Origin of the sequence: Streptomyces sp. 549, assembly GCF_030124175.1 — a bacterium.
Taxonomy (GTDB): domain Bacteria; phylum Actinomycetota; class Actinomycetes; order Streptomycetales; family Streptomycetaceae; genus Streptomyces.
The window spans coordinates 1-24380 of sequence record NZ_JASKMT010000030.1; the positions used below are offsets into that span (position 1 = coordinate 1).

A 24380-nucleotide genomic window follows, 5' to 3' on the forward strand; every position below is an offset into this window, starting at 1 on the left:
AACCCGGAAGCTAAGCCTTTCAGCGCCGATGGTACTGCATGCGGGAGCGTGTGGGAGAGTAGGACGCCGCCGAACAAATATTGGGCTCGGGCCCCTGGAATTCATTCCAGGGGCCCGAGTCTTTTTGTGTTCCGTCACCGGCTGTTCATGTGGGGCCGCGAGCATCGGGCGCATGGGGACGACAGAGCTGACCGCAGCCGGAGTGAAGTCCGGGGACGAGGTGATCGTCCCGTCCTTCGGAGGCGAGCACGCGGCCCAGGCCGTACGGGACGTCGGGGCGACCCCGGTGTTCGTGGACATCGACCGGGCGAGCTACTGCCTCGCCCCGCACGCGGTTGAGGCCGCCGTCACCGAACGCACCACAGCCGTGGTGCCCGTCCACCTCTTCGGGCACCCCGCCGACATGGTGTGCCTGCACGCTCTCGCCGAGCGGCACGGCCTGCGACTGGTGGAGACCGGCGAACCGCTCGGGCGGGTCAGCGACGCCGCGGCCAGGCGCCGGCAGCACGCCGCGGCCTACCTCGACGTGCGTCTCCGCGGGGTCCTCACGCCGACCGTCGCCCAGGGCGTGGAGCACACCTACGAGCAGTACGTGGTGCGGGTCCCCGGCAACGGGCGGCCCGACCGGGACGCCTTCCGGTACGCACTGCTTGCACGGGGTGTGGTGAGCCGCATCCCGATACCCACACCCGCGCACCGCACCCACGACTTCCGCAGCGAGCTGTGGCTGCCCGAGACCGAACGTGCCGCAGCCGAGACGCTCGCCCTGCCCGTGCACGAGGACATCACCCGGCGCGAACTCCAGCGCATCGTCTCCGCCTGCAGGGCCCTGGGAGGCCTGCTGCTCGAAGCGGCCTGACGGGAGGGCGCACCGCCGCGCTGGACCCTGTCCGGAACGGGCGGGGGCGTGCGGGACGACGTCCCGCGTCGGGTATGCTTTTCCCCGTCGACGCGCCCCAATAGCTCAGTCGGCAGAGCGTCTCCATGGTAAGGAGAAGGTCAACGGTTCGATTCCGTTTTGGGGCTCCGCAAGCGAACGGCCCCCGCCTCACGGCGGGGGCCGTTTCGCTTTTCCGCACTGTTTTCCCGGCCCCTGCGGAAACTACTTCGGCACGCGCATCGCGAGAATGGCCATGTCGTCCGACGGGGCGTCTGCGGCGAAGCGTTCCACGGCCCGCATGATGCGGGCCGCCACCGCCCCGGCGGTCAGGCCCGTGCACGTCGTGAGGCATTCGGCGAGTCCGTCGTCGCCCAGCATGCGGGTGCCCTCGCGCCGCTCCGTGACGCCGTCCGTGACACACAGCAGGACGTCGCCGGGCTCCAGGGTCAGCGTCTCCTCGTAGAGCTCCAGGTCGTCCATCACCCCCAGCAGCGGCTGAGGTTCGGCGGCCGGCTCCACGGTGCCGTCCGGGCGCAGCCGCAGCGGCAGCGGGTGGCCGGCGCACACCACCTTCAGCAGCGCACTGCCGTCCTCCTGCGGCCACAGTTCGCCGTACAGCAGGGTCAGGAAGCGGCTGCGGGCACCCTCGTCCAGGATCGCGGCGTTGAGCCGCTCCAGCACCGCCGGGCCGCTGAAGCCCTCCCGGGCGAGCAGACGCAGCGCGTGCCGGGCCAGGCCGGTGACGGCGGCGGCCTCCGGGCCGGTGCCGCAGACGTCGCCGATGGCGAAGCCGTAGGCGCCGTCGCGGATCGGGAACAGGTCGTAGAAGTCGCCGCCCACCTCGTTGCCCTCACCCGCGGCCCGGTAGATCACCTCGACCTCGACGCCCGGCACGTCGGGCAGCTCCGGCGGCAGCAGACTGCGCTGCAGCGACTGGCTGATCGCCGTCCGCTCCGAGTACAGACGGGCGTTGTCCAGGGCCAGTGCCGCCCTGCGGGACAGGTCCTCGGCCAGCTCCAGGATCTCCTGGCGGAACCGCTCGTCGGTCGGCTTGCCCAGCACGATCATGCCGATGACGCGGTTGCGCGCCACCAGAGGCAGTACCACCGTCTCGCCGCCGACCGCCGAGGCGGTGGCCAGCGTGGTGCCGGGGGCGGGCAGCGTCGGCTCGTCCAGTTGCAGGCTGCGGAGCGAGTTGCGCAGTGCGCTGGAGTGCGCAGCGTCGCCGGGGGCGCTCCAGCCGCGTGCGCCGGGAGTGGGCACCGGGTCGGGTGCGTCGACCTTCGCCAGCAGGGCCTTGAGGCCGTCGATGCGGTCCTCGTCCTCGTGCAGCACGTAGGAGAGTTCCGGCTCCGATGCCGGGTCCGCGATGGTGTAGACGGCGCACCAGGTGGCGAGGGTGGGGACCGTCATCTGAGCCATCAGTGCGAGGGTCTGGTCACGGTCCAGAGTCCCCGCCAGCAGGTCAGAGGCCTCCACCAGGAAGGACAGCGAGCCGCGTCGCAGCCGTTCCAGTTCGGTGAGGCGCGCCGACTCCACGGCCAGGGCGATGCGGTCGGCGGCGAACTGCAGGCGCAGCGCCTCCTCGTTGGTGTAGCGGCCGGACGTCTCGGCAGCCACCCCCATCGAACCGGTGAGGCGCCCCTCGACCTTGAGCGGCACCGTCACCACCGAGCGCATGCCCGTGCCGGTGAGCAGCGGGACCGCGCCGGGGACCGCGGTCAGGTCCTCGTGCACCGACGGCATGCGGGCGCTGCCGTAGCGTCCGCTGCCCGCCTCGACGGGGACCCGGGCGAAGCGCTGCCGGGCGGAGGGCAGCCCGGTCGAGGCCCGCACCTCCAGTTCGGTCTCGTCGTCGGTGGCCAGCAGCAGGAAGGCCGCGTCGCCGTCGAGCATGTCCCGGGCGCGCTCCACGGTGCGCTGCAGCAGGCCGTCGAGATCCTCCGGCGGGGGCGAACCGATGAACATCTCGAACGGGTCCACCCCCGGGCGCTCCCGGCCGTCGTGGCCGCCGACGGGTTCGGTGGCCGGCGCCCGCTGCGGGGAGGCCAGCACGGCGCGCTCGTCCTCGGGAACCAGCAGGCAGACCGTGGAGGGCTCGCCCTGCGGGTCGCGGACCCGCAGATGGGAGGCGTAGACGGGCACGGTGCGGCCCTGGGCGTCGCGGAAGCCGTAGGTGCCCTCCCAGCGGGAGAAGACCAGCGCCTCGGCGATGCCGGTGCCCGTGCCCGGTGTGTGCGGCCAGGCGGCGAAGTCGTTGAGCGGCTTGCCGACGACCTGCTCCGGCCGGTAGCCGAAGAGGTCGCGGGCGTCGTCGTTCCACGCGGCGATGGCGCCGCCGCGGTCGACCTGGACGACGGCCACCCGGACGTGTGAGTCGGTGACCGGCAGGGCCGCGTCCGGCACCTCGGGGCCGGAGCTGCGCATGCCCACCGAGCGCTGCGGCAGGTCGAGGCGGAACCAGACGCGCTTCTCCGCGGACGCGTAGTCGACGCCCCAGCGGGTGGCGAGGGCCGAGCAGAGCAGCAGGCCCCGCCCGCCCTCGCGGTCGGGACCGGGGTGCGCCCTGGACGCGTCGTGGATCGGCACCTCCCGGTCCGGGTACCGGTCGGCGACCTCGATCCGGGCACCCGCCGCGTCCCGCAGGCACAGCACCTCGGCGGACGTGCCGGCGTGCACCACCGCGTTGGTGACGAGTTCGCTGGTGAGTACGACGGCGTCGTCGACGATGTCGGAGAGCCCCCAGCCCTGGAGGGTGTCGCGCACGAATCCGCGGGCGGTCGCGACGGATCGCCCGACCGGCTCGAAGGTTGCCGCTGCCCGCGCGGTGATCACGTGTCTCCCCATGGCTTCACTGATGTCGCCGTTGTCCGTCCGCTCCTGAGCGAGGGGGGTTCGCTGTGCCCCCACACGGGCGATACGCCCTCGCTGTTCGGCGCTCTGCTTCTCCATCGCGGCGCCCCTCCGTAACCCGTCGTGCTCGCTCCACCGCCCGCATCCCGCCGCCGGTGGGGACAATCGGCCCGAGCCCGGGAACCGGGACGGGATGGACAGCCGGAGGCCAGGTTACTTACGTTGCCGGGGTGCGTGGGCGCCGGATGCGGGTGTTTCCTCTTCCCGCCCTGCCGGGCCGCCGGTATGCGATGCTGCCGAACTGTTATCGCCTGGTTCTCGCGGGGTGAAACACTGGGACAGGCTCGAAGAGGTACCCGGGCGCAAATGGTCGACCCCTGCGGGAGGGACACGGTGGAGTCTGGCGGAGCAGCGCGGGGCACAAGCACGCGCGCGAAGGGCGGACGGCCCCGGAAGAGCGGGACGATCGAAGTGGACGCCGCGGCCGTCGACCGGTTGCGTTCCGCCTTGGTCGCGATGCGGGACGGCAACTTCCGGCGCCGCCTGACCGTCGCCGGCAACGGGCCGCTGGCGGAGGTCGCGGCGGTCTTCAACGAGGTCGCCGACCGCAACCTGCACCTGGCCAACGAACTGACACGGGTCCGCCGGGTCGTCGGGCGGGAGGGCAAGCTCACCGAGCGGCTGGAGCCAGGGGCCTTCGAGGGGGCCTGGGCGGCGTCCGTGGACGCCTCCAACGCCCTCGTGGACGACTTGGTGCGCCCGGTGTCCGAGGTCGGCCGGGTGCTGGCCGCGGTCGCCGAGGGTGACCTGGAACAGCGCATGGACCTGCGGGTGCACACCGCGGAGGGGTCGGGGCAGCCGCTGCGCGGCGAGTTCCTGAAGGTGGGCCGGACCGTCAACGGGCTCGTCGACCAGCTGTCGGTGTTCACCGACGAGGTGACGCGGGTGGCGAGCGAGGTCGGCACCGAGGGCAAACTCGGCGGCCAGGCGAAGGTGCGCGGCATGTCGGGGTCGTGGAAGGACCTCACCGACTCCGTCAACACCATGGCGTCCCGCCTCACCGCGCAGGTGCGCGACATCGCGCTGGTGACGACGGCGGTGGCCAAGGGCGACCTGTCCCGCAAGGTCACCGTGCGCGTGGCCGGCGAGATGCTGGAGCTGAAGAACACCGTCAACACGATGGTGGACCAGCTGTCGTCGTTCCAGTCGGAGGTCACCCGGGTCGCCCGCGAGGTGGGCACCGAGGGCGAGCTGGGCGGCCAGGCCCGGGTGGAGGGCGTCGCAGGCGTCTGGCAGGACCTCACCGACTCGGTGAACCTCATGGCGGGCAACCTCACCTCGCAGGTGCGGGAGATCGCCCGGGTGACGACGGCGGTGGCGAACGGGGACCTGTCGCAGAAGGTGACGGTCAACGCGCGCGGCGAGGTCGCGCAGCTCGCCGAGACCATCAACACGATGACGGAGACCCTGCGCACCTTCGCCGACGAGGTGACGCGGGCCGCCAGCGAGGTCGGCACGGAAGGCGTGCTCGGCGGCCAGGCGCAGGTGCCCGGGGCGGGCGGCATCTGGAAGGACCTGACCGACTCGGTCAACACCGCGTTCCGCAACCTCACGGCGCAGGTACGGGACATCGCGCAGGTGACGACGGCGGTGGCGAACGGGGACCTGTCGCAGAAGGTGACGGTCGACGTCTCCGGCGAGATGCTGGAGCTCAAGAACACCGTCAACACCATGGTCGACCAGCTGTCCGCGTTCGGCGCGGAGGTCACCAGGGTGGCCCGCGAGGTCGGCGTGGAGGGCGAGCTGGGCGGCCAGGCGCAGGTCCCGGGCGCCGCCGGCACGTGGAAGGACCTGACCGACTCGGTCAACACCGCGTTCCGCAACCTCACCGGCCAGGTGCGCAACATCGCGCAGGTGACGACGGCGGTGGCGAACGGGGACCTGTCGCAGAAGGTGACGGTCGACGTCTCCGGCGAGATGCTGCAGCTGAAGAACACCGTGAACACGATGGTGGACCAGCTGTCGTCGTTCGCCGAGCAGGTGACCCGGATGGCCCGCGACGTGGGCACCGAGGGCCGGCTGGGCGGCCAGGCCCACGTGGACGGTGTCTCCGGTACCTGGAAGGACCTCACCGACTCCGTCAACTTCATGGCGGGCAACCTCACCTCGCAGGTGCGCAACATCGCGCAGGTGACGACGGCGGTGGCGCGCGGTGACCTGTCGCAGAAGATCGAGGTCGACGCGCGCGGCGAGATCCTTGAGCTCAAGAGCACCATCAACACGATGGTCGACCAGCTCTCCTCCTTCGCCGACCAGGTGACGCGGGTCGCCCGCGAGGTGGGCACCGAGGGGCGGCTGGGCGGCCAGGCGCAGGTGCCCGGTGTGGCCGGGGTGTGGCGCGACCTCACCGACTCCGTGAACGGCATGGCGGGAAACCTCACCGCCCAGGTGCGCAACATCTCGCAGGTCGCCACCGCGGTGGCGCGCGGTGACCTGTCGCAGAAGATCGACGTGGACGCGCGCGGCGAGATCCTTGAGCTCAAGACCACGATCAACACGATGGTCGACCAGCTCTCCTCGTTCGCGGAGCAGGTCACCCGGGTCGCCCGCGAGGTCGGCACCGAGGGCATCCTCGGCGGCCAGGCCGAGGTGAAGGGCGTCTCCGGCACCTGGAAGGACCTCACCCAGTCCGTCAACGGCATGGCGAACAACCTGACCTCGCAGGTGCGCAACATCGCCGAGGTGACCACGGCGGTCGCCGACGGCGACCTCTCCAAGAAGATCACCGTTGACGCCAAGGGTGAGATCCTGGCGCTGGTCACCACGGTCAACACGATGGTCGACCAGCTCTCCTCGTTCGCGGAGCAGGTGACGCGGGTGGCGCGCGAGGTGGGCACCGAGGGCCGGCTGGGCGGCCAGGCGCAGGTACCGGGTGTCACCGGCATCTGGAAGGACCTCAGCGAGAACGTCAACCTGATGGCGAACAACCTGACGTCGCAGGTGCGCAACATCTCCCAGGTGGCCGGGGCGGTCGCCAGCGGCGACCTGACGAAGAAGGTCACCGTCGAGGCCCGCGGCGAGGTCGCGCAGCTCGCCGACACCGTCAACACGATGGTGACGACGCTGTCCTCGTTCGCAGCGGAGGTCACCCGGGTCGCGCGTGAGGTGGGTACCGAGGGCATTCTCGGCGGCCAGGCACGGGTGCCGGGTGTCTCGGGCACGTGGAAGGACCTCACCGAGTCGGTGAACGGCATGGCCAACAACCTGACCGGGCAGGTCCGCAACATCGCCCAGGTCACCACGGCCATCGCCAAGGGCGACCTCACCAAGAAGATCGACATCGAGGCGCGCGGCGAGATCCTGGAGCTCAAGACCACGATCAACACGATGGTCGACCAGCTCTCCTCGTTCGCGGAGCAGGTCACCCGGGTCGCCCGCGAGGTGGGCACCGAGGGCCAGCTCGGAGGCCAGGCGCGGGTGCGGGACGTGGCCGGTACCTGGAAGGACCTCACCGAGTCGGTGAACGAGATGGCCGGCAACCTGACGCGTCAGGTGCGGGCCATCGCCGAGGTCGCCACCGCGGTGACCCGCGGCGACCACGGCGTGAAGATCGACGTGGACGCGGCCGGGGAGATCCTCAAGCTCCAGGGCTACATCAACGAGATGATCAGCAACCTGCGCGAGACCACGCTCGCCAACCAGGAGCAGGACTGGCTGAAGGGCAACCTGGCCCGCATCTCCGGCCTGATGCAGGGCCGCCGCGACCTCAAGGACGTAGCCCAGCTGATCATGAGCGAGCTGACCCCCGCGGTGTCCGCCCAGCACGGCGCGTTCTTCCTCGCGGTGCCGGACGGCGGGCGGCCGGAGGACGTCGGCGTCGGCCAGGGCGCGGACGGCTCCTACGACCTGCGGCTGCTCGGCGCCTACGGCTACACGCAGGGCCTCATGCCCACCTCGTTCGCGCCGGGGGAGGGCCTGATCGGCACCGCCGCGAAGGAGCAGCGCACGATCCTGATGGAGAACACCCCGCCCGGCTACCTGAAGATCGCCTCGGGCCTGGGCGAGGCGCCGCCCGCTCACGTCATCGTGCTGCCGGTGGTCTTCGAGTCGGTGGTGCTGGGCGTCGTGGAACTCGCCGCGTTCCAGCCGTTCACCCAGATCCAGAAGGACTTCCTGAGCCAGATCGCGGAGATGATCGCCACCAGCGTCAACACCATCAGCGTCAACACCAAGACCGAGGTGCTGCTGGAGCAGTCGCAGGAGCTGACCGAGCAGCTTCAGGAACGCTCGATCGAGCTGGAGAGCCGGCAGAAGGCGCTGGAGGACTCCAACGCCCAGCTGGAGGAGAAGGCCAAGCAGCTCGCGCAGACCAACCGCGACATCGAGATCAAGAACTCCGAGATCGAGGAGGCCCGGCAGGTGCTGGAGGAGCGGGCCGAGCAGCTCGCGGTGTCCATGCGCTACAAGTCGGAGTTCCTGGCGAACATGTCGCACGAGCTGCGCACCCCGCTGAACTCGCTGCTCATCCTCGCCAAGCTGCTCGCCGACAACGCGGAGGAGAACCTGTCGGCGAAGCAGGTCGAGTTCGCGGAGACCATCCACGGCGCCGGCTCCGACCTGCTCCAGCTGATCAACGACATCCTGGACCTGTCGAAGGTCGAGGCGGGCAAGATGGACGTGAGCCCGACCCGGATCGCGCTGGTCCAGCTGGTCGACTACGTGGAAGCCACCTTCCGGCCGCTCACCGCGGAGAAGAGCCTGGACTTCTCCGTACGGGTCTCGCCCGAGCTGTCGGCGACGCTGCACACCGACGAGCAGCGGCTGCTGCAGGTGCTGCGCAACCTGCTGTCCAACGCGGTCAAGTTCACCGACAGCGGCGCGGTGGAGCTGGTGATCCGCTCGGCCGCGGCCGACGTGCCGGTGTCGATCCGCGAGCAGATGCTGGAGGCCGGTTCGCTGCGCGACGCCGACGCGGAGATGATCGCGTTCTCGGTGACGGACACCGGTATCGGTATCGCGCAGAGCAAGATGCGGGTCATCTTCGAGGCGTTCAAGCAGGCCGACGGTACGACCAGCCGCAAGTACGGCGGCACGGGCCTGGGGCTGTCCATCAGCCGGGAGATCGCCCGGCTGCTGGGCGGGGAGATCCACGCCGTCAGCGAGCCCGGGCGCGGGTCGACGTTCACCCTGTACCTGCCGCTCCACCCTGCCGGCCTGCTCAGCCACGGGTTCGGCCCGGCCGGTGACGACGACGGGGGCGACGGAGAGGGGCACGAGAACACGGTCGGGCACGAGACGGCCGCGGCGATCGAGGCGGGCCCGCAGCCGGCGCAGCTCCTCCCGCCGCCCTCCTCGGGCGGATCCGTCGCGCGGCGGGCACCGGGAGCGCAATCCTCCGGCACCGCGCCGGAGTCGGCGCCGCAGGTGACCGGACGGTCGCGGCGCAACGGGTCCTGGCCGTCGGACGGCGAGCAGGAACCGGCACGGCCCTCGGCCGGCGGGCGGTTCCACTCGGAGAAGGTGCTCATCGTCGACGACGACATCCGCAACGTCTTCGCCCTGACCAGCGTCCTGGAGCAGAACGGGCTGCAGGTGCTGTACGCGGAGAACGGCCGGGAGGGCATCGAGGTGCTGGAGCAGCACGACGACGTCGCCCTGGTGCTGATGGACATCATGATGCCGGAGATGGACGGCTACGCCACGACGGTGGCGATCCGCAAGATGCCGCAGTTCGCCGGCCTGCCGATCATCGCGCTCACCGCGAAGGCGATGAAGGGCGACCGGGAGAAGAGCATCGACTCGGGGGCGTCGGACTACGTGACGAAGCCGGTGGACACCGACCACCTGCTGGGAGTCATGCGCCAGTGGATGAGGACGGGGTGACATGTCTGCGTGACATGACGGGGTGACATGAGGGACGCCCGCCCGGCAGGGTACGTTGGCTGTCGGGACGGGTGGGACCGCTGGTACCGCCCGGTCCGCTGGTGTCAGGTGACACGCGGAAGTGACGGAACACGGGGAACCTCCCCGTGCCCCGGCGCGTTCTGGCTACGTGCACAGTGACATCACGGTGACAGGGTGTGGTGGGCGGCAGGGTGCGGCTACCATGACCGGCACAAGGACGGGCGGCGCAAAGAAGTCGTCCCCAGGGGTGGCGTCCTCGACGTCGCCGGGGCGAGGAGGACGGGCCATGGTGCAGAAGGCCAAGATCCTCCTGGTCGATGACCGGCCGGAGAATCTGCTGGCGCTGGAGGCGATCCTCTCCGCGCTCGATCAGACGCTGGTGCGGGCATCGTCAGGGGAGGAAGCACTCAAGGCACTGCTCACCGACGATTTCGCGGTGATCCTGCTGGATGTCCAGATGCCGGGCATGGACGGCTTCGAGACCGCCGCCCACATCAAGCGGCGCGAGCGGACCCGGGACATCCCGATCATCTTCCTCACCGCCATCAACCACGGCCCGCACCACACGTTCCGCGGCTACGCGGCCGGCGCGGTGGACTACATCTCCAAGCCGTTCGACCCGTGGGTGCTCCGGGCGAAGGTCTCGGTGTTCGTCGAGCTGTACATGAAGAACGTGCAGCTGCGCGAGCAGGCCTCCCTGCTGCGGCTCCAGTTGGAGAACGGCCACCAGAGCGGCGGCGACGCCCGGGAGTCGGCCGGGCTGCTCGCCGAGCTCTCGGCCCGTCTCGCTGCCGTCGAGGAGCAGGCGGAGGCGCTCTCCAAGCAGCTCGACGACAGCGCGGACGCCGCGGCGGTGTCCACCGCCGCACACCTGGAACGCAAACTGACCGGGCTGCGCAGGGCGCTTGACGCCCTGGAACCCGGCACGGAGGGTTCCGCCGCCCCGGCGCGCTCGCAGCAGTGAACGGTTCGCCCCGCGGCTGACGCCACGTCACACAGGCATACAGGCGCATTCATCCGTGCCTTGCGCCCCGGACGGCGGTAACCTCACCACCATGGCCTCACGTACGTCCGGCAAGGCCGCCAAGCAGGCGCCCGCGAAGAAGGCAGCCGCCAAGAGAGCTCCGGCGAAGAAGGCCACTCCGCGCAAGGCGCCCGCGAAGCGCGCGCCCGCCAAACCAGCTCCGTCGCCCACCAACGGCGTCTACCGCCTGGTGCGGGCGGTGTGGCTCGGCCTCGCGCACACCGTGGGGGCGATGTTCCGCGGCATCGGGCGCGGCGCACGCGGCCTCGACCCTGCGCACCGCAAGGACGGGGTGGCGCTGCTCCTGCTCGGCCTCGCCCTGATCGTCGCGGCGGGCACCTGGTCGGACCTGCGGGGCCCGGTCGGCGACCTCATCACCATGCTGGTCACCGGGGCGTTCGGGCGGCTGGACCTGGTGGTGCCGATACTGCTCGGCGCGATGGCCGTCCGGTTCATACGGCATCCGGAGAAGCAGGACGCCAACGGACGCATCGTCATCGGGCTGTCCGCGCTGGTGGTCGGGGTGCTCGGGCTCGTGCACATGGCCTGCGGGTCGCCCGGCCGCGGAGAGGGCACGGCCGCGCTGCAGGACGCGGGCGGCCTGATCGGCTGGGCGGCGAGCAAGCCGCTCATCTTCACCGTCGGCGACGTGCTCGCGGTGCCGCTGCTGGTCCTGGTCACGGTGTTCGGTCTGCTGGTCGTGACCGCGACCCCGGTCAACGCCATCCCGCAGCGGCTGCGGCAACTGGGTGTGCGGCTGGGCGTCGTGGCGGCGCCGCCGTCCGAGGAGTCCCCGCGCCGGCGCCGGGGCGCCCGGGGCGCGCACGCCGAGGACGACCTCGACGACGGCTACGGCGAGGAGGACGACGGCTACGGCGAGGTGCCCGCCGCGGGGGAGTACCGCCGCCCGCGCGGACCCGACTTCCGCAAGGACGTCGACGCGATCCACGCCGAGAAGGAGGCGCTCGACCGCAGGCGCGGCGGGCGCCGCTCCCGGCGCGGAGCCGCCCACACGCCGTCGGTCAACGACGCGGGGCCGGACAGCGGACTGCACGCGGTGGACGTCGCCGCCGCGGCCGCCGCGGACCTGGACGGCGCGGTGCTGCACGGTGTGCAGCCCTCACCGCTGGTCGCCGACCTCACCGCGGGCATCGCCCGCCAGCGCGCCGAGGCGCTCGCAGCGCCGCCGCCGGACGCCGGTGCGGAGCCGGGAGCGTACGCGGACTCCGGACGCAGCGCGGTTCCGGACCTGACGAAACCCAGCGCCGTCGCGGAGGGGCCGCTGCCGCCGCGAGCCGAGCAGCTGCAACTCGCCGGCGACGTCACCTACGCGCTGCCGTCACTTGACCTGCTGGAGCGCGGCGGCCCCGGCCGCACCCGCAGCGCCGCCAACGACGCGGTGGTCGCCTCGCTGTCGACCGTCTTCTCCGAGTTCAAGGTGGACGCGGCCGTCACCGGGTTCACCCGCGGTCCGACGGTCACCCGCTACGAGGTGGAGCTCGGCCCCGCGGTCAAGGTCGAGAAGATCACCGCGCTGGCCAAGAACATCGCCTACGCCGTGGCGAGCCCCGACGTGCGGATCATCTCGCCCATCCCGGGCAAGTCCGCCGTCGGCATCGAGATCCCCAACAGCGACCGTGAGATGGTCAACGTCGGTGACGTGCTGCGGTCGGCGCACGCGGTGGGGGACACGCACCCGATGCTGGTGGCGCTGGGCAAGGACGTCGAGGGCGGCTACGTCAAGGTGAACCTGACGTCGATGCCGCACCTGCTGGTGGCCGGAGCCACCGGCTCCGGCAAGTCGTCCTGCATCAACTGCCTCATCACGTCGGTGATGGTCCGGGCAACGCCGGAGGACGTCCGGATGGTGCTGGTGGACCCCAAGCGGGTCGAGCTGACGGCCTACGAGGGCATCCCGCACCTCATCACGCCGATCATCACCAACCCCAAGAAGGCCGCCGAGGCCCTGCAGTGGGTCGTGCGCGAGATGGACCTGCGCTACGACGACCTGGCCGCCTACGGCTTCCGGCACATCGACGACTTCAACGCGGCGGTGCGCAGCGGCAAGGTCAGCGCGCCGGAGGGCAGCGAGCGGGAGCTCGCCCCCTACCCGTACCTGCTGGTGATCGTGGACGAGCTGGCCGACCTGATGATGGTCGCCCCGCGTGACGTCGAGGACGCCATCGTGCGCATCACCCAGCTCGCCCGGGCCGCCGGCATCCACCTGGTGCTGGCCACGCAGCGGCCGTCGGTGGACGTGGTGACCGGCCTCATCAAGGCGAACGTGCCGTCGCGGCTGGCGTTCGCCACCTCCTCGCTCGCGGACAGCCGGGTCATCCTCGACCAGCCCGGGGCCGAGAAGCTCATCGGAAAGGGTGACGGACTGTTCCTGCCGATGGGTGCCAACAAACCCGTCCGCATGCAGGGTTCCTTCGTCGCCGAGACCGAGATCCAGGCCGTGGTGGCGCACTGCAAGGAACAGATGAACCCGGTCTTCCGGGAGGACGTCACCGTCGGGCAGACGAAGAAGAAGGAGATCGACGAGGAGATCGGCGACGACCTGGACCTGCTCTGCCAGGCGGCGGAGCTGGTGGTGTCCACGCAGTTCGGTTCGACGTCGATGCTCCAGCGCAAGCTGCGGGTCGGGTTCGCCAAGGCCGGCCGGCTGATGGACCTGATGGAGTCCCGCGGGGTGGTCGGGCCCACCGAGGGGTCCAAGGCGCGCGACGTGCTCGTCAAACCGGACGAGCTGGACGGCGTGCTGGAGGTGATCCGCGGTGGCGGTCACTCGTAAGGAGCAGCCGGGCAACCGTTTCCGTGTGTGCCGCGTCCCGTTAGTTGGGTAAGCGGTGTACACACGCCCTGCGTCCCGGCGCACGCTCCGGGGAGCGGCGGCGCGTTCCGCCGACAGGACGTACGGCAATCCCGATGGCGGACAAAGTCCGCCCGCCCGCTTGCCCGACTCTTTCCTCACCCCCCTAGACTGAACCTCCAGCAGGTGGCTGCACGCTCGAAAGGCTCTCTCGTGTCCCTCGGCAACACACCCGAAGAGGACCGGCCTTCGGTCGGTCGAGCCCTCCAGCAGGCCCGTATCGACGCGGGACTGACCGTGGACGAGGTCAGTTCCGCCACGCGTGTGCGCATCCCGATCGTCCACGCGATCGAGCAGGACGACTTCTCCCGGTGCGGCGGCGACGTCTACGCGCGCGGCCACATCCGCACCCTGGCCAGAGCCGTCGGCCTGGACTCGGCCGAGCTGGTCGCCAGGTACGACGACGAGCACGGCGGACGCCCCACGGCGACCCCGGCCGCACCGCTGTTCGAGGCGGAGCGCATCCGCCCCGAGCCCCGGCGGCCCAACTGGACGGCGGCCATGGTCGCCGCCATCGTCGCGGTGATCGGCTTCGTCGGCTTCACGCTGTTCAGCGGCGGCGGCGACACCTCCGGCAACGTCGCCGAGACCGCGCCCAGCAGCGGTCCGCCGGCCACCCCCAGCCCCGGCAAGTCCACCGAGACCAAGCCCAAGCCGTCCAAGAGCGCCATCGCGGCTGCCCCCGCCGACAAGGTGACGGTGCGGCTCGTCGCGGACGGCGGCAACAGCTGGATCTCGGCCGAGGACCACACCGGGCGGCTGATGCACGAGGGCGTGCTCAAACAGGGCGACTCCCGCACCTTCACCGACAAGCAGCAGATCGACCTGGTGCTCGGCAACGCCGGTGCGGTGGAGCTGTTCGTCAACGGCAAGAAGGTGCAGCGCATCGGTGACGTCGGCCAGGTCCAGCGGGTCAGCTACACCAAGGGCGACCCCGAGCAGGGCTGACGGGCCGCACGAGGGGCCCTGACGAGGGCGGACGGCCGGTCGCCGGCAGGCACCGGCCGACTGCCCGGCCGGGACAAAGTAGGCTGAGCCCATGCCCGAACGCCGTACTGTCGCCCTTGTCACTCTTGGCTGCGCCCGTAACGAGGTGGACTCGGAGGAGCTGGCGGGCCGCCTGGCGGCGGACGGCTGGGACCTTGTCGAGGAAGCCGCCGACGCGGACGTCGCCGTCGTCAACACCTGCGGCTTCGTCGAAGCCGCAAAGAAGGACTCCGTGGACGCCCTGCTCGAAGCGGGCGACCTCAAGGGCGGCGGCAGCAGAACCCAGGCCGTCGTGGCCGTCGGCTGCATGGCCGAGCGCTACGGCAAGGAACTGGCCGAGGCGCTGCCCGAAGCCGACGGTGTGCTCGGCTTCGACGACTACAGCGACATCTCCGACCGGCTGCAGACCATTCTCGCCGGTGGGGTGCACGCCTCCCACACCCCCCGCGACCGCCGCAAGCTGCTGCCCATCAGCCCGGCCGAGCGGCAGACCACCACCGTCGCCCTGCCGGGGCACGGCGACCAGCCGGCGTCCCCGCCCGGTGACCTGCCCGCGGGGGTCGCCCCCGCCTCCGGCCCCCGGGCCCCGTTGCGGCGCCGGCTGGGGAACACGCCCGTCGCCTCGGTGAAGCTGGCCTCCGGCTGCGACCGGCGCTGCTCGTTCTGCGCCATCCCCTCCTTCCGCGGCTCGTTCATCTCCCGCCGCCCCTCCGACGTGCTGGGCGAGACCCGCTGGCTGGCCGAGCAGGGCGTCAAGGAGGTCATGCTCGTCTCCGAGAACAACACCTCCTACGGCAAGGACCTCGGGGACATCCGCCTGCTGGAGACCCTGCTGCCCGAGCTGGCGGCCGTCGACGGCATCGAGCGGATCCGGGTGAGCTACCTCCAGCCCGCCGAGATGCGCCCCGGCCTGATCGACGTGCTGACCGGCACCGAGAAGGTCGCGCCGTACTTCGACCTGTCGTTCCAGCACTCCGCGCCGAAGGTGCTGCGCGCGATGCGCCGCTTCGGCGACACCGACCGCTTCCTGGACCTGCTGGCGACGATCCGGGCCAAGGCGCCGCAGGCCGGTGTGCGGTCCAACTTCATCGTCGGCTTCCCCGGTGAGAGCGAGCAGGACCTCGCCGAGCTGGAGCGCTTCCTCACCGGCGCCCGGCTGGACGCCATCGGCGTGTTCGGCTACTCCGACGAGGACGGCACCGAGGCCGCCGGCTACGAGGACAAGAACGAGCCGGAGACGGTCGCGGAGCGACTGGCGCACCTCAGCCGGCTCGCCGAGGAACTGACCACGCAGCGCGCCGAGGAGCGCCTCGGTGAGACGCTCTCCGTGCTGGTGGAGACCGTGGACGAGGAGGACGGCGTGCTGGGCCGGGCCGAGCACCAGGCACCGGAGACGGACGGCCAGGTCCGCCTGACCGGGCCCGGCGCCCGGACGCTGACGCCCGGCCGCATGGTCGAGGCCAAGGCGGTGGCCAGCGAGGGAGTGGACCTGGTCGCCGAACCGCTGGACTGTGAGGAGGCGCCCAGATGACCGGCATCCCGGCCCCCGCGGCCGGCGGCGGTTCCATGGCCCAGCGCAAGGCGCCCGCCGCACGTCAGCAGGCGGGCCTGTGGAACATCGCCAACATCCTCACCATGCTCAGGCTGGCGCTGGTGCCGGGCTTCGTGGCCCTCATGCTCGTCGAGGGCGGCCACGACCCCGTCTGGCGCGCCTTCGCCTGGGCGGCGTTCACCGTCGCCATGATCACCGACCTCTTCGACGGCGAGCTGGCGCGGCGGTACAACCTGGTCACCGACTTCGGGAAGATCGCCGACCCCATCGCGGACAAGGCGATCATGGGGGCGGCGCTGATCTGCCTGTCCGCGCTCGGCGACCTCTCCTGGTGGGTCACGGGCATCATCCTCGCCCGCGAGCTGGGCATCACCCTGATGCGGTTCTGGGTCATTCGCCACGGCGTCATCCCGGCGAGCCGCGGCGGCAAGATGAAGACGCTCGCCCAGGGCGTCGCGGTCGGCATGTACATCCTGGTGATGACCGGCGGGCTGGCGTCACTGCGCTGGTGGGTGATGGGCGCCGCCGTCGTCCTGACGGTCGGCACCGCCGCCGACTACGTGCGGCAGGCGGTGCTGCTGCGGCGGGCCGGCCTGGCGGCGGAACGGTCCTGTGCCGACTGAGCGCCTGCCGGCGGCCGGCGGCACGGGTGCTGGGCCGGGGAAGACGGAACTGGCCGGGAGCGTTGAGGCTACGGAACCGACCGGGAGCGTGGGGACGGAGGCGAAGCGGGTACTCGACCTGCTCGCCGGGCGGAACGGCACGCTCGCAGTCGCCGAGTCGCTGACCGGCGGTCTGGTGGCGGCGGCGCTGACCTCGGTGCCCGGCGCCTCGCGGTGCTTCCGCGGCTCGGTCACCGTGTACGCCACGGCGCTCAAGCACACCCTGCTGGACGTGGACGCCGCACTGCTCGCCGAGCGGGGCGCGGTCGACGCCGAGGTGGCCCGGCAGATGGCGGCCGGAGTGCGCTCCCGACTGGGCGCCGACTGGGGTGCCGCCACCACGGGTGTGGCCGGTCCGGAACCCCAGGACGGGCAGCCGGTGGGGACGGTGCACGTCGCGGTGGCGGGCCCGGGCGGCCTGGTGATCGGCCGTCGGCTGACCCTGCGCGGCGGGCGCGCGGAGATCCGGAACGAAAGCGTCCGAGCCGTTCTCCGGTTGCTGTACAGGGAACTGGTCGAGAATGGGTAGGGACCATACACGGAACACCGTGGGGAGGACGCATGTTTGCAGCCCTGAGTGAACACGACATTGCTCCCCGCACGGCCGGGGTTGTAGACGGTACGGTGGGGCATGAAGGATCCAGGTCCGCGGTCCGAGGAGGGAGCCACCGATGATTCTGCTCCGTCGCCTGCTTGGTGACGTGCTGCGTCGGCAGCGCCAGCGTCAGGGCCGCACCCTGCGCGAAGTCTCCGCATCCGCGCGCGTCTCACTCGGCTACCTGTCCGAGGTCGAGCGAGGACAGAAGGAGGCTTCCTCCGAGCTCCTGTCCTCGATCTGTGACGCGCTGGACGTTCGTATGTCCGAGCTGATGCGCGAGGTCAGCGATGAGCTGGCCCTGGCCGAACTGGCGCAGTCCGCCGCAAGCGACGCGGTACCCGCGCCGATGCGGTCGATGCTCAATCCGGTCTCCGTGACGTCCGTCACGGGGCGTCCGGAGGAGCGTGTGACGATCAAGCGGCCCTCCGAGGCCGTGGACGTCGTCGCAGCCTGACGCACACCCGACACAGCGCCGCACCGACCGCACACCGGCCCGGTGCGGCGCACACGTGTGCCCTGCCCCTGCTGCCCGTAGCGCCGGCCGGAGCAGGCCCCGCGGGGGCTCAGGGTGCAGGACCAGTGTGAGGGCTCAGTACACGGGGATCAGCTCGTGGGGATGAGGCCTTCCGGGTCGGGCTGGCAGCTCGGGCACCAGTACACCGGACGCCGTGCGTCCGCCGGTCCCAGCTCCGCGGCACGCACCGGGGTGCCGCACCGCAGGCACGGACGCCGCCCCCGCCCGTACACCCACAGCCGGCGATCGCGTCGCAGCTCCCCGGTGGTGCAACGCTCCGCGCGGTCTCGGTTGACCAGCAGCAGCCGGTGCGCCAGCGCAAGCAGCCGCTCCGGCTCCGGAACCTCGCCCATCGGCAGCCACGGCACCATGCGGGTCAGGAAGCACAGCTCCGAGCGGTAGACGTTGCCCACACCGGCCAGGTTGCGCTGGTCGAGCAGCGCCTCACCCACCGGCCGCGCGGGCGCCGCCAGCAGCCGCCGCAGCGCCTCGGCGGCGTCCCAGTCGGAGCCCAGCAGGTCAGGGCCCAGATGCCCGACCGCAGAGGCCTCCTCCGCTGTCCGCAGCAGTTCCAGCACCGGCAGCCGGAAACCGACCGCGAACCGGTCCGCGGTCTCCAGCAGGGCCCGGATCTGGTGCGCGGGCCCGCCCCTGGGGCGCTCACCGGCGGCCTGCACCCGCCAGGCGCCGTCCATCCGCAGATGCGAGTGCAGCGTCAGGCCGCCCTCGAACCGCGTCAGCAGGTGCTTGCCGCGCGGCACCGTCTCCAGCACCTCCCGGCCGCTCAGGTCGACCGTGGCAAGCTTCGGAACCCGCAGGTCGCAACCGGTCAGCCGGGAACCGGACAGGGCCTCGTGCAGCCGCCGCGCGGTACGCCATACCGTGTCTCCCTCAGGCATGGCTTCAGGGTCTCAGCCGCAGGCCGCGCGGCGTGGCGTGAAACCCCGCCGCCTCCAGTGCGGAGCCCAGCGCGGAGCCCAGCGCCGCCACCCCGTTCGCGCGTTCCACCGTCAGCGGGCCCAGCGTGCCCGCCTTCGCCGCCCGGGCGAGCGCCGCCACCGCCGCGGCCCGGCGCGGCCCGTCCTCCTCCCACACCAGCAGGCTCCTACCGCCGCGCTCCAGGTACAGCACCAGCTCGCCGTCGACGAGCACCACCACCGAGCCCGCCTTCCGGCCGGGCCGGTGGCCGGCGCTGTCCGGCGGGTCCGGCCAGGGCAGCGCCGCCCCGTACGCGTTGGCCGGGTCCGCCGCAGCCAGCACCACCGCGGACGGCTCCCGCTGCCGCTCCCGTGCGGTGTGCACCGCCCGCAGCCGGTCCACCGCGCCGTCCACGGCGAACTGCGCCGCGCCCAGACCCTCCACCACGTACCCGCGCCTGGCCCGGCCGGTGTCCTCGAAGGCCGCCAGCACCCGGTACGCGGCGCCGAACCCGCCCTGCACACCCTCGGCGGCCACCGCGCCGCGCGTCACCACGCCGTGCCGGTCCAGCAGAGTGCGGGCCAGCGCGTGCGCCCGCAGCGTCGGGTCCGATGCGCGTTCCGGCAGCAGCGACCAGCGGCCGGCGACCGTCGGCGGTCCGCCCCGGCCCGCCGGGCGGGCACCCGGGCCGCCGTACCGCCCCCGCAGGACCGTGCGGCGCGCCCGGTGCGCGGTGGCGCCCGCGGTACGCCCCGACCCGAGCAGGCTGCGCAGCGGACCCAGCGTGTCGTTCGTCAGCCGTCCCGACCACGCCAGCTCCCACACCACCTCCGCCAGCCGCAGGTCGGTGACCTGCCCGTCGACCGCCCTGGCCTGCTCGGCGATCTGCCGGAAGAAGAGCCCGTAGCCGCCCGCCAGCGCGTCCAGCACCGCGCGGTGGTGCTCGCTCAGCTCCAGCGGATGCTCCGGTGGCAGCAGCAGCGGCGCACTGTCCGCCGGATACAGCGCCACCCAGCCGTCCTTGCCGGGCAGCGCGCCCGCGCCCGCCCAGACCACCTCACCCGCCGCGGTCAGCTCGTCCAGCATCACCGGGCTGTAGCCGGTGACCCGGCCGGGCAGCACCAGCCGCTCCAGTGCCGACGCGGGGACCGCCACCCCCTGCAACTGCTCGACCGCCCGCAGCAGGCCGTCCACGCCGCGCAGCCCGCCGGACTCCACGTGCTGCCACTGCGGCAGGAACGCCGCCAGGGCCGGGGCGGGAACCGGCTCCAGCTCCTCCCGCAGCGCCGCGAGTGACCGGCGCCGCAGCCGCCGCAGCACCGCCGGATCGCACCACTCCTGGCCGCTGCCCGCCGGATGGAACTCGCCCTGCACCAGCCGCCCCTCTGCCGCCAAGCGGTGCAGGGCGCCGTCGGCGACCGAGGACCCCAGCCCGAAGCGGGCCGCGACCTGCTGTGTGGTGAACGGGCCGTGGGTCCGGGCGAAGCGTGCCAGCAGGTCCCCCAGCGGGTCGGGCACCGGCTCGGTGAAGGCCTCCGGCACGCCCACCGGCAGCGCCGCACCCAGCGCGTCCCGCAGCCGCCCGGCGTCCTCGATGGCCGCCCAGTGGTCCCGCCCGGCGATCCGCACCCCGATGGCCCGGCGGGCCTCGGCCAGCTCCCCGGCCCAGCCCGGCTCGGCGCCCCGGGACGCCAGCTCCTCGCCGGTCAGCGGGCCGAGCAGCCGCAGCACGTCGGCCACCGCCTCGACGTCCTTGAGGCGGCGGTCCTCGGTGCTCCACTGCAGCTCCCGCTCCAGCGCGGCCACCACCTCGGCGTCCAGCAGTTCCCGCAGCTCCGCCCGGCCCAGCAGCTCCGCCAGCAGTCGCGAGTCCAGCGACAGGGCAGCCGCCCGCCGCTCCGCGAGGGGCGAGTCGCCCTCGTACAGGTACTGCGCGACGTAGCCGAACAGCAGCGACCTGGCGAACGGTGACGGCTCCGGCGTGGAGACCTCCACCAGGCGGACCCGGCGCGCTTCCACGTCGCCCATCAGCTCCGTCAGGCCCGGTACGTCGAAGACGTCCTGGAGGCACTCGCGGACCGCCTCCAGCACGATCGGGAACGACCCGAAGTCACTGGCGACCTGCAGCAGCTGGGACGCCCGCTGGCGCTGCTGCCACAACGGAGTGCGCCGGCCCGGGCTGCGCCGGGGGAGCAGCAGGGCGCGCGCCGCGCACTCCCGGAACCGGGCGGCGAACAGCGCGGAGCCGCCGACCTCGTCGGTGACCGTCCGCTCGACCTCGTCCCGGTCCAGCAGCACGTCCGCCGCTCCCACCGGGGCCTCGTCCGCGCCGTGCGCGGAGCCGCCCGGCAGGCCCCCGGCATCCGTGGCTCCGGAGCCGTCGTCCGGGCCAAGGCTGAGCAGGTCGGCGTCCGGCAGCCGCAGCACGATGCCGTCGTCGGCGTGCATCACCTGGGCGTCGAGCCCGTACCGCTCGGTCAGCCGCGCGCCCAGCGCCAGCGCCCACGGGGCGTGCACCTGCGCGCCGAAGGGGGAGTGGACGACGACCCGCCAGTCGCCCAGCTCGTCCCGGAACCGCTCCACCACGATCGTGCGGTCGTCCGGGACGTGGCCGCACGCCTCGCGTTGCTCCCGCAGGTAGGCGAGCAGGTTCGCCGACGCCCACGCGTCGAGCCCCGCCGCGGCCAGCCGCTGCTCGGCCGCGGGCCGGTCCAGGCCGCCCAGCTCCCGCAGGAACGCGCCCAGCGCCCGGCCCAGCTCCAGCGGCCGGCCCAGCTGGTCGCCCTTCCAGAACGGCAGCCTGCCGGGCACCCCCGGCGCGGGCGAGACCAGCACCCGGTCCCGGGTGATGTCCTCGATGCGCCATGTCGTCGTGCCCAGGGTGAAGACGTCGCCCACCCGGGACTCGTACACCATCTCCTCGTCCAGCTCGCCCACCCGGCCGCCGCCGCGCCGCGGGTCGGCGCCCGCCAGGAACACGCCGAACAGGCCGCGGTCGGGGATCGTCCCGCCCGACGTCACCGCCAGTCGCTGCGCCCCCGGGCGGCCCGTCACGGTGTGCGCGACCCGGTCCCACACCAGGCGCGGACGCAGCTCGGCGAAGGCGTCCGACGGGTACCGGCCGGCCAGCATGTCCAGCACCGCCGTCCACGCGGACTGCGGCAGCGACGCGAAGGGCGCCGCCCGCCGCACCACGGCGAGCAGCTCGTCCACGTCCCAGGTGTCCATGGCCGTCATCGCGACCACCTGCTGCGCCAGCACGTCCAGCGGGTTCGTCGGAACGCGCAGCGCCTCGATGGCGCCCTCCCGCATGCGCTCGGTCACCACCGCGGACTGCACCAGGTCCCCGCGGTACTTGGGGAAGCACACTCCCGCCGACACCGCGCCCACCTGGTGCCCGGCCCGGCCGACGCGCTGCAGGCCCGACGCCACCGACGGCGGCGACTCGACCTGCACCACCAGGTCCACGGCGCCCATGTCGATGCCCAGCTCCAGACTGGACGTGGCCACCACGGCGGGCAGCCGGCCCGCCTTGAGGTCCTCCTCGACCTGCGCCCGCTGCTCCTTCGACACCGAACCGTGGTGGGCCCGGGCGAGCACCGGCGGCGCGCCCTGTGCGGCGCCGGAACCGCCCATCAGCTGCGCGGGGGTGTGCGCCTCGGGCATCGGTTCGCCGGTGGCCCGTTCGTGGGCGATCTCGTTGAGCCGGTTGCACAGCCGCTCGGCGAGACGCCGCGAGTTGACGAACACGATCGTCGAGCGGTGGGCCTGCACCAGGTCGGTGATGCGCTCCTCTACCGACGGCCAGATCGACGGGGAGGACGCGGCGGCCTCGCCCCCCGCATCCTGCACGGGGGAGGACCCCAGCTCGCCCATGTCCTCCACGGGCACGACCACGCTGAGGTCGAACCGCTTCGTCGACGGCGGCTGTACGATCTTCGCCGACCGCTGCGGCGACAGGTAGCGCGCGACCTCGTCCACGGGCCGGACCGTCGCGGACAGGCCGATGCGCCGCGCCGGGCGGTCCAGCAGCTCGTCGAGCCGCTCCAGGGACAGCGCCAGGTGCGCGCCGCGCTTGGTGCCGGCGACGGCGTGCACCTCGTCGAGGATCACCGTGTGCACCCCGCGCAGCGCGTCCCGGGCGGCCGACGTCAGCATCAGGAACAGCGACTCGGGGGTGGTGATGAGGATGTCCGGCGGTCGGCGCGCCATGGAGCGGCGCTCGGCGGCGGGGGTGTCGCCGGAGCGGATCGCCACCGAGATGCCCGGCTCGGGCAGGCCGCGGCGCACGCACTCCTGCCGGATGCCGGTCAGCGGGCTGCGCAGGTTGCGTTCCACGTCCACCGCCAGGGCCTTCAACGGTGACACGTACAGCACCCGGCACCGCCGCGCGGGGTCGGCCGGCGGTGGCTGGGACGCCAGCCCGTCCAGGGCGGCCAGGAACGCCGCGAGGGTCTTCCCCGAGCCGGTCGGTGCGACGACCAGTGCGTCGGAACCTTCGGCCAGCGCCTGCCAGGCGCCCTCCTGGGCGGCGGTGGGCGCCCGGAACGCACCGGTGAACCAGGCGCGGGTGGCTGGTGAGAAGGCGGCGAGAGCCGAGGACTGACCCATGACCCCATCGTGCACCCCGGCACCGACAGCGGCGGCCGGGACGCGACCGGCCGGGGCAGCCGACCGGGGCAGGGCAGGGCAGGTCGCTACAGGTCGCTACAGGGAAGGGCCTTCGGGCGGGATGTCGGACCCGGGCCGCAGAATGGAGGAATGGCGGCGACGGAGTGGGCACGGCACTGGCGCCACGACGGGCTGCCCGGCGTCGACCTGCTGCGTGCCCACTACATCCAGCACTCCTTCCCCAGGCACAGTCACGACGGCTACACCTTCGGCGCGGTCACCGGCGGCATCCAGGAGGTCGGGCTGCCGCACGGCACGGAACGGGCCGGTCCGGGCTCGGTCGTGATGATCAACCCCGAGGTGGTGCACACGTCCCGGGCGGGGGTTCCGGAGGGCTGGGCGTACTTCACGCTGTACCCCGCGCTGCCGCTGGTCGCGGAGGTGGCGGCCGAGACCACCGGGCTTCGCGGCACACCCGGATTCACCGCGGACGTGGCCCACGACCCGACCGTCTCCCACCTGATACGGGCCGTGCACCGGTCGGCGGAGGCCGGGGACGCACTGGCCGCCGACAGCCTGCTTCGGGTGGCCGTCGCCCGTCTGCTGCGCAGCCACGGCGGCGCCCTGCCGGCGCGTTCCGTACAGACCGCGGGCGCACGAGTCGCCGAACGCGCCCGGCTGCTGCTGGAGCAGCGCATGGCGGACCCGCCCACCCTGGCCGCGCTCGCCGCCGAACTGGGCAGCGGGCCGTTCGCGCTGCTGCGTGCCTTCCGCGACCGCTTCGGCATGCCGCCGCACACCTGGCTGGTCGACGCCCGGGTCCGCCGGGCGCGGCTGCTGCTGGAGGAGGGCGTTCCGCCGGCCGAGGCCGCGCTCGCGGTCGGCTTCGCCGACCAGCCGCACCTGGGTCGCCACTTCCGCCGCATCGTCGGCGTCCCGCCCGGCGCCTACCAGCGTGAACGTGGACGCCGCTGACGCACTCCTGACGCCCCTGACGCCCCTGAC

Annotated in this window: 13 protein-coding genes, 1 tRNA gene and 1 rRNA gene; 12 read left to right on the forward strand and 3 right to left on the reverse strand. The window is 72.5% G+C overall.

Annotated elements, in window-relative coordinates; translation table 11 throughout:
* From rrf to QNO07_RS23885, 3 genes are all read left to right on the forward strand, one after another.
* Nucleotides 1-75: ribosomal RNA gene (rrf, locus tag QNO07_RS23875) — 5S ribosomal RNA — on the forward strand; the annotation flags it as partial.
* Between the two features lie 97 nt (nucleotides 76-172).
* Nucleotides 173-859, forward strand: a complete 687-nt coding sequence (locus tag QNO07_RS23880; RefSeq protein ID WP_283994398.1) for a DegT/DnrJ/EryC1/StrS family aminotransferase — start codon at nucleotides 173-175, stop codon at nucleotides 857-859.
* 94 nt (nucleotides 860-953) lie between these two features.
* Nucleotides 954-1026 (forward strand) — tRNA-Thr (locus tag QNO07_RS23885).
* Between the two features lie 76 nt (nucleotides 1027-1102).
* Here the strand turns inward: QNO07_RS23885 and QNO07_RS23890 are convergent.
* Nucleotides 1103-3727: a SpoIIE family protein phosphatase gene (locus QNO07_RS23890; RefSeq protein WP_283994400.1), complete on the reverse strand. Its 2625-nt coding sequence runs from the start codon at nucleotides 3725-3727 to the stop codon at nucleotides 1103-1105.
* Between the two features lie 399 nt (nucleotides 3728-4126).
* Here QNO07_RS23890 and QNO07_RS23895 point away from each other — a divergent pair, with 399 nt between their 5' ends.
* The 8 genes from QNO07_RS23895 (at nucleotide 4127) to QNO07_RS23930 (ending at nucleotide 17786) form a co-directional block, all read left to right on the forward strand.
* Complete coding sequence (locus QNO07_RS23895; protein WP_283994401.1) at nucleotides 4127-9616, forward strand: HAMP domain-containing protein; 5490 nt, start codon at nucleotides 4127-4129, stop codon at nucleotides 9614-9616.
* Nucleotides 9617-9923: 307 nt separating this feature from the next.
* A complete protein-coding gene (locus QNO07_RS23900) occupies nucleotides 9924-10601 on the forward strand; it encodes a response regulator (RefSeq protein ID WP_283994403.1) in 678 nt (225 codons plus the stop codon).
* A gap of 91 nt (nucleotides 10602-10692) precedes the next feature.
* Complete coding sequence (locus QNO07_RS23905) at nucleotides 10693-13455, forward strand: DNA translocase FtsK (protein WP_283994404.1); 2763 nt, start codon at nucleotides 10693-10695, stop codon at nucleotides 13453-13455.
* A 231-nt stretch (nucleotides 13456-13686) separates the two neighbouring features.
* Complete coding sequence (locus tag QNO07_RS23910; RefSeq protein WP_283994405.1) at nucleotides 13687-14481, forward strand: helix-turn-helix domain-containing protein; 795 nt, start codon at nucleotides 13687-13689, stop codon at nucleotides 14479-14481.
* A gap of 91 nt (nucleotides 14482-14572) precedes the next feature.
* Complete coding sequence (rimO, locus tag QNO07_RS23915) at nucleotides 14573-16051, forward strand: 30S ribosomal protein S12 methylthiotransferase RimO (RefSeq protein ID WP_283994406.1); 1479 nt, start codon at nucleotides 14573-14575, stop codon at nucleotides 16049-16051.
* Nucleotides 16048-16695: a CDP-diacylglycerol--glycerol-3-phosphate 3-phosphatidyltransferase gene (pgsA, locus tag QNO07_RS23920; protein ID WP_283994407.1), complete on the forward strand. Its 648-nt coding sequence runs from the start codon at nucleotides 16048-16050 to the stop codon at nucleotides 16693-16695. The genes rimO and pgsA overlap by 4 nt, the downstream gene beginning before the upstream one ends.
* 88 nt (nucleotides 16696-16783) lie before the next feature.
* Nucleotides 16784-17263, forward strand: a complete 480-nt coding sequence (locus QNO07_RS23925) for a CinA family protein (RefSeq protein ID WP_283994408.1) — start codon at nucleotides 16784-16786, stop codon at nucleotides 17261-17263.
* 142 nt (nucleotides 17264-17405) lie between these two features.
* Complete coding sequence (locus QNO07_RS23930) at nucleotides 17406-17786, forward strand: helix-turn-helix domain-containing protein (protein ID WP_283994409.1); 381 nt, start codon at nucleotides 17406-17408, stop codon at nucleotides 17784-17786.
* A 149-nt stretch (nucleotides 17787-17935) separates the two neighbouring features.
* On the opposite strand, the gene QNO07_RS23935 is transcribed toward QNO07_RS23930, so the two are convergent.
* Nucleotides 17936-18745, reverse strand: a complete 810-nt coding sequence (locus QNO07_RS23935) for a DNA-formamidopyrimidine glycosylase family protein (RefSeq protein WP_283994411.1) — start codon at nucleotides 18743-18745, stop codon at nucleotides 17936-17938.
* A gap of 4 nt (nucleotides 18746-18749) precedes the next feature.
* Nucleotides 18750-23375 carry an Lhr family ATP-dependent helicase gene (locus QNO07_RS23940; protein ID WP_283994413.1) on the reverse strand — a complete coding sequence of 1542 codons (4626 nt, stop codon included), beginning with the start codon at nucleotides 23373-23375 and terminating at the stop codon, nucleotides 18750-18752.
* A 150-nt stretch (nucleotides 23376-23525) separates the two neighbouring features.
* Between QNO07_RS23940 and QNO07_RS23945 the strand changes: the two genes are divergently transcribed.
* A complete protein-coding gene (locus QNO07_RS23945; RefSeq protein ID WP_283994414.1) occupies nucleotides 23526-24350 on the forward strand; it encodes an AraC family transcriptional regulator in 825 nt (274 codons plus the stop codon).
* Nucleotides 24351-24380 lie beyond the last annotated feature (30 nt).

Coding starts and splice junctions, on each gene's coding strand:
- QNO07_RS23880 (WP_283994398.1), top strand. CDS start 173: ATGGGGACGACAGAGCTGACCGCAGCCGGAGTGAAGTCCGGGGACGAG.
- QNO07_RS23890 (WP_283994400.1), bottom strand. CDS start 3,727: ATGGGGAGACACGTGATCACCGCGCGGGCAGCGGCAACCTTCGAGCCG.
- QNO07_RS23900 (WP_283994403.1), top strand. CDS start 9,924: ATGGTGCAGAAGGCCAAGATCCTCCTGGTCGATGACCGGCCGGAGAAT.
- QNO07_RS23905 (WP_283994404.1), top strand. CDS start 10,693: ATGGCCTCACGTACGTCCGGCAAGGCCGCCAAGCAGGCGCCCGCGAAG.
- rimO (WP_283994406.1), top strand. CDS start 14,573: ATGCCCGAACGCCGTACTGTCGCCCTTGTCACTCTTGGCTGCGCCCGT.
- pgsA (WP_283994407.1), top strand. CDS start 16,048: ATGACCGGCATCCCGGCCCCCGCGGCCGGCGGCGGTTCCATGGCCCAG.
- QNO07_RS23930 (WP_283994409.1), top strand. CDS start 17,406: ATGATTCTGCTCCGTCGCCTGCTTGGTGACGTGCTGCGTCGGCAGCGC.
- QNO07_RS23935 (WP_283994411.1), bottom strand. CDS start 18,745: ATGCCTGAGGGAGACACGGTATGGCGTACCGCGCGGCGGCTGCACGAG.
- QNO07_RS23940 (WP_283994413.1), bottom strand. CDS start 23,375: ATGGGTCAGTCCTCGGCTCTCGCCGCCTTCTCACCAGCCACCCGCGCC.
- QNO07_RS23945 (WP_283994414.1), top strand. CDS start 23,526: ATGGCGGCGACGGAGTGGGCACGGCACTGGCGCCACGACGGGCTGCCC.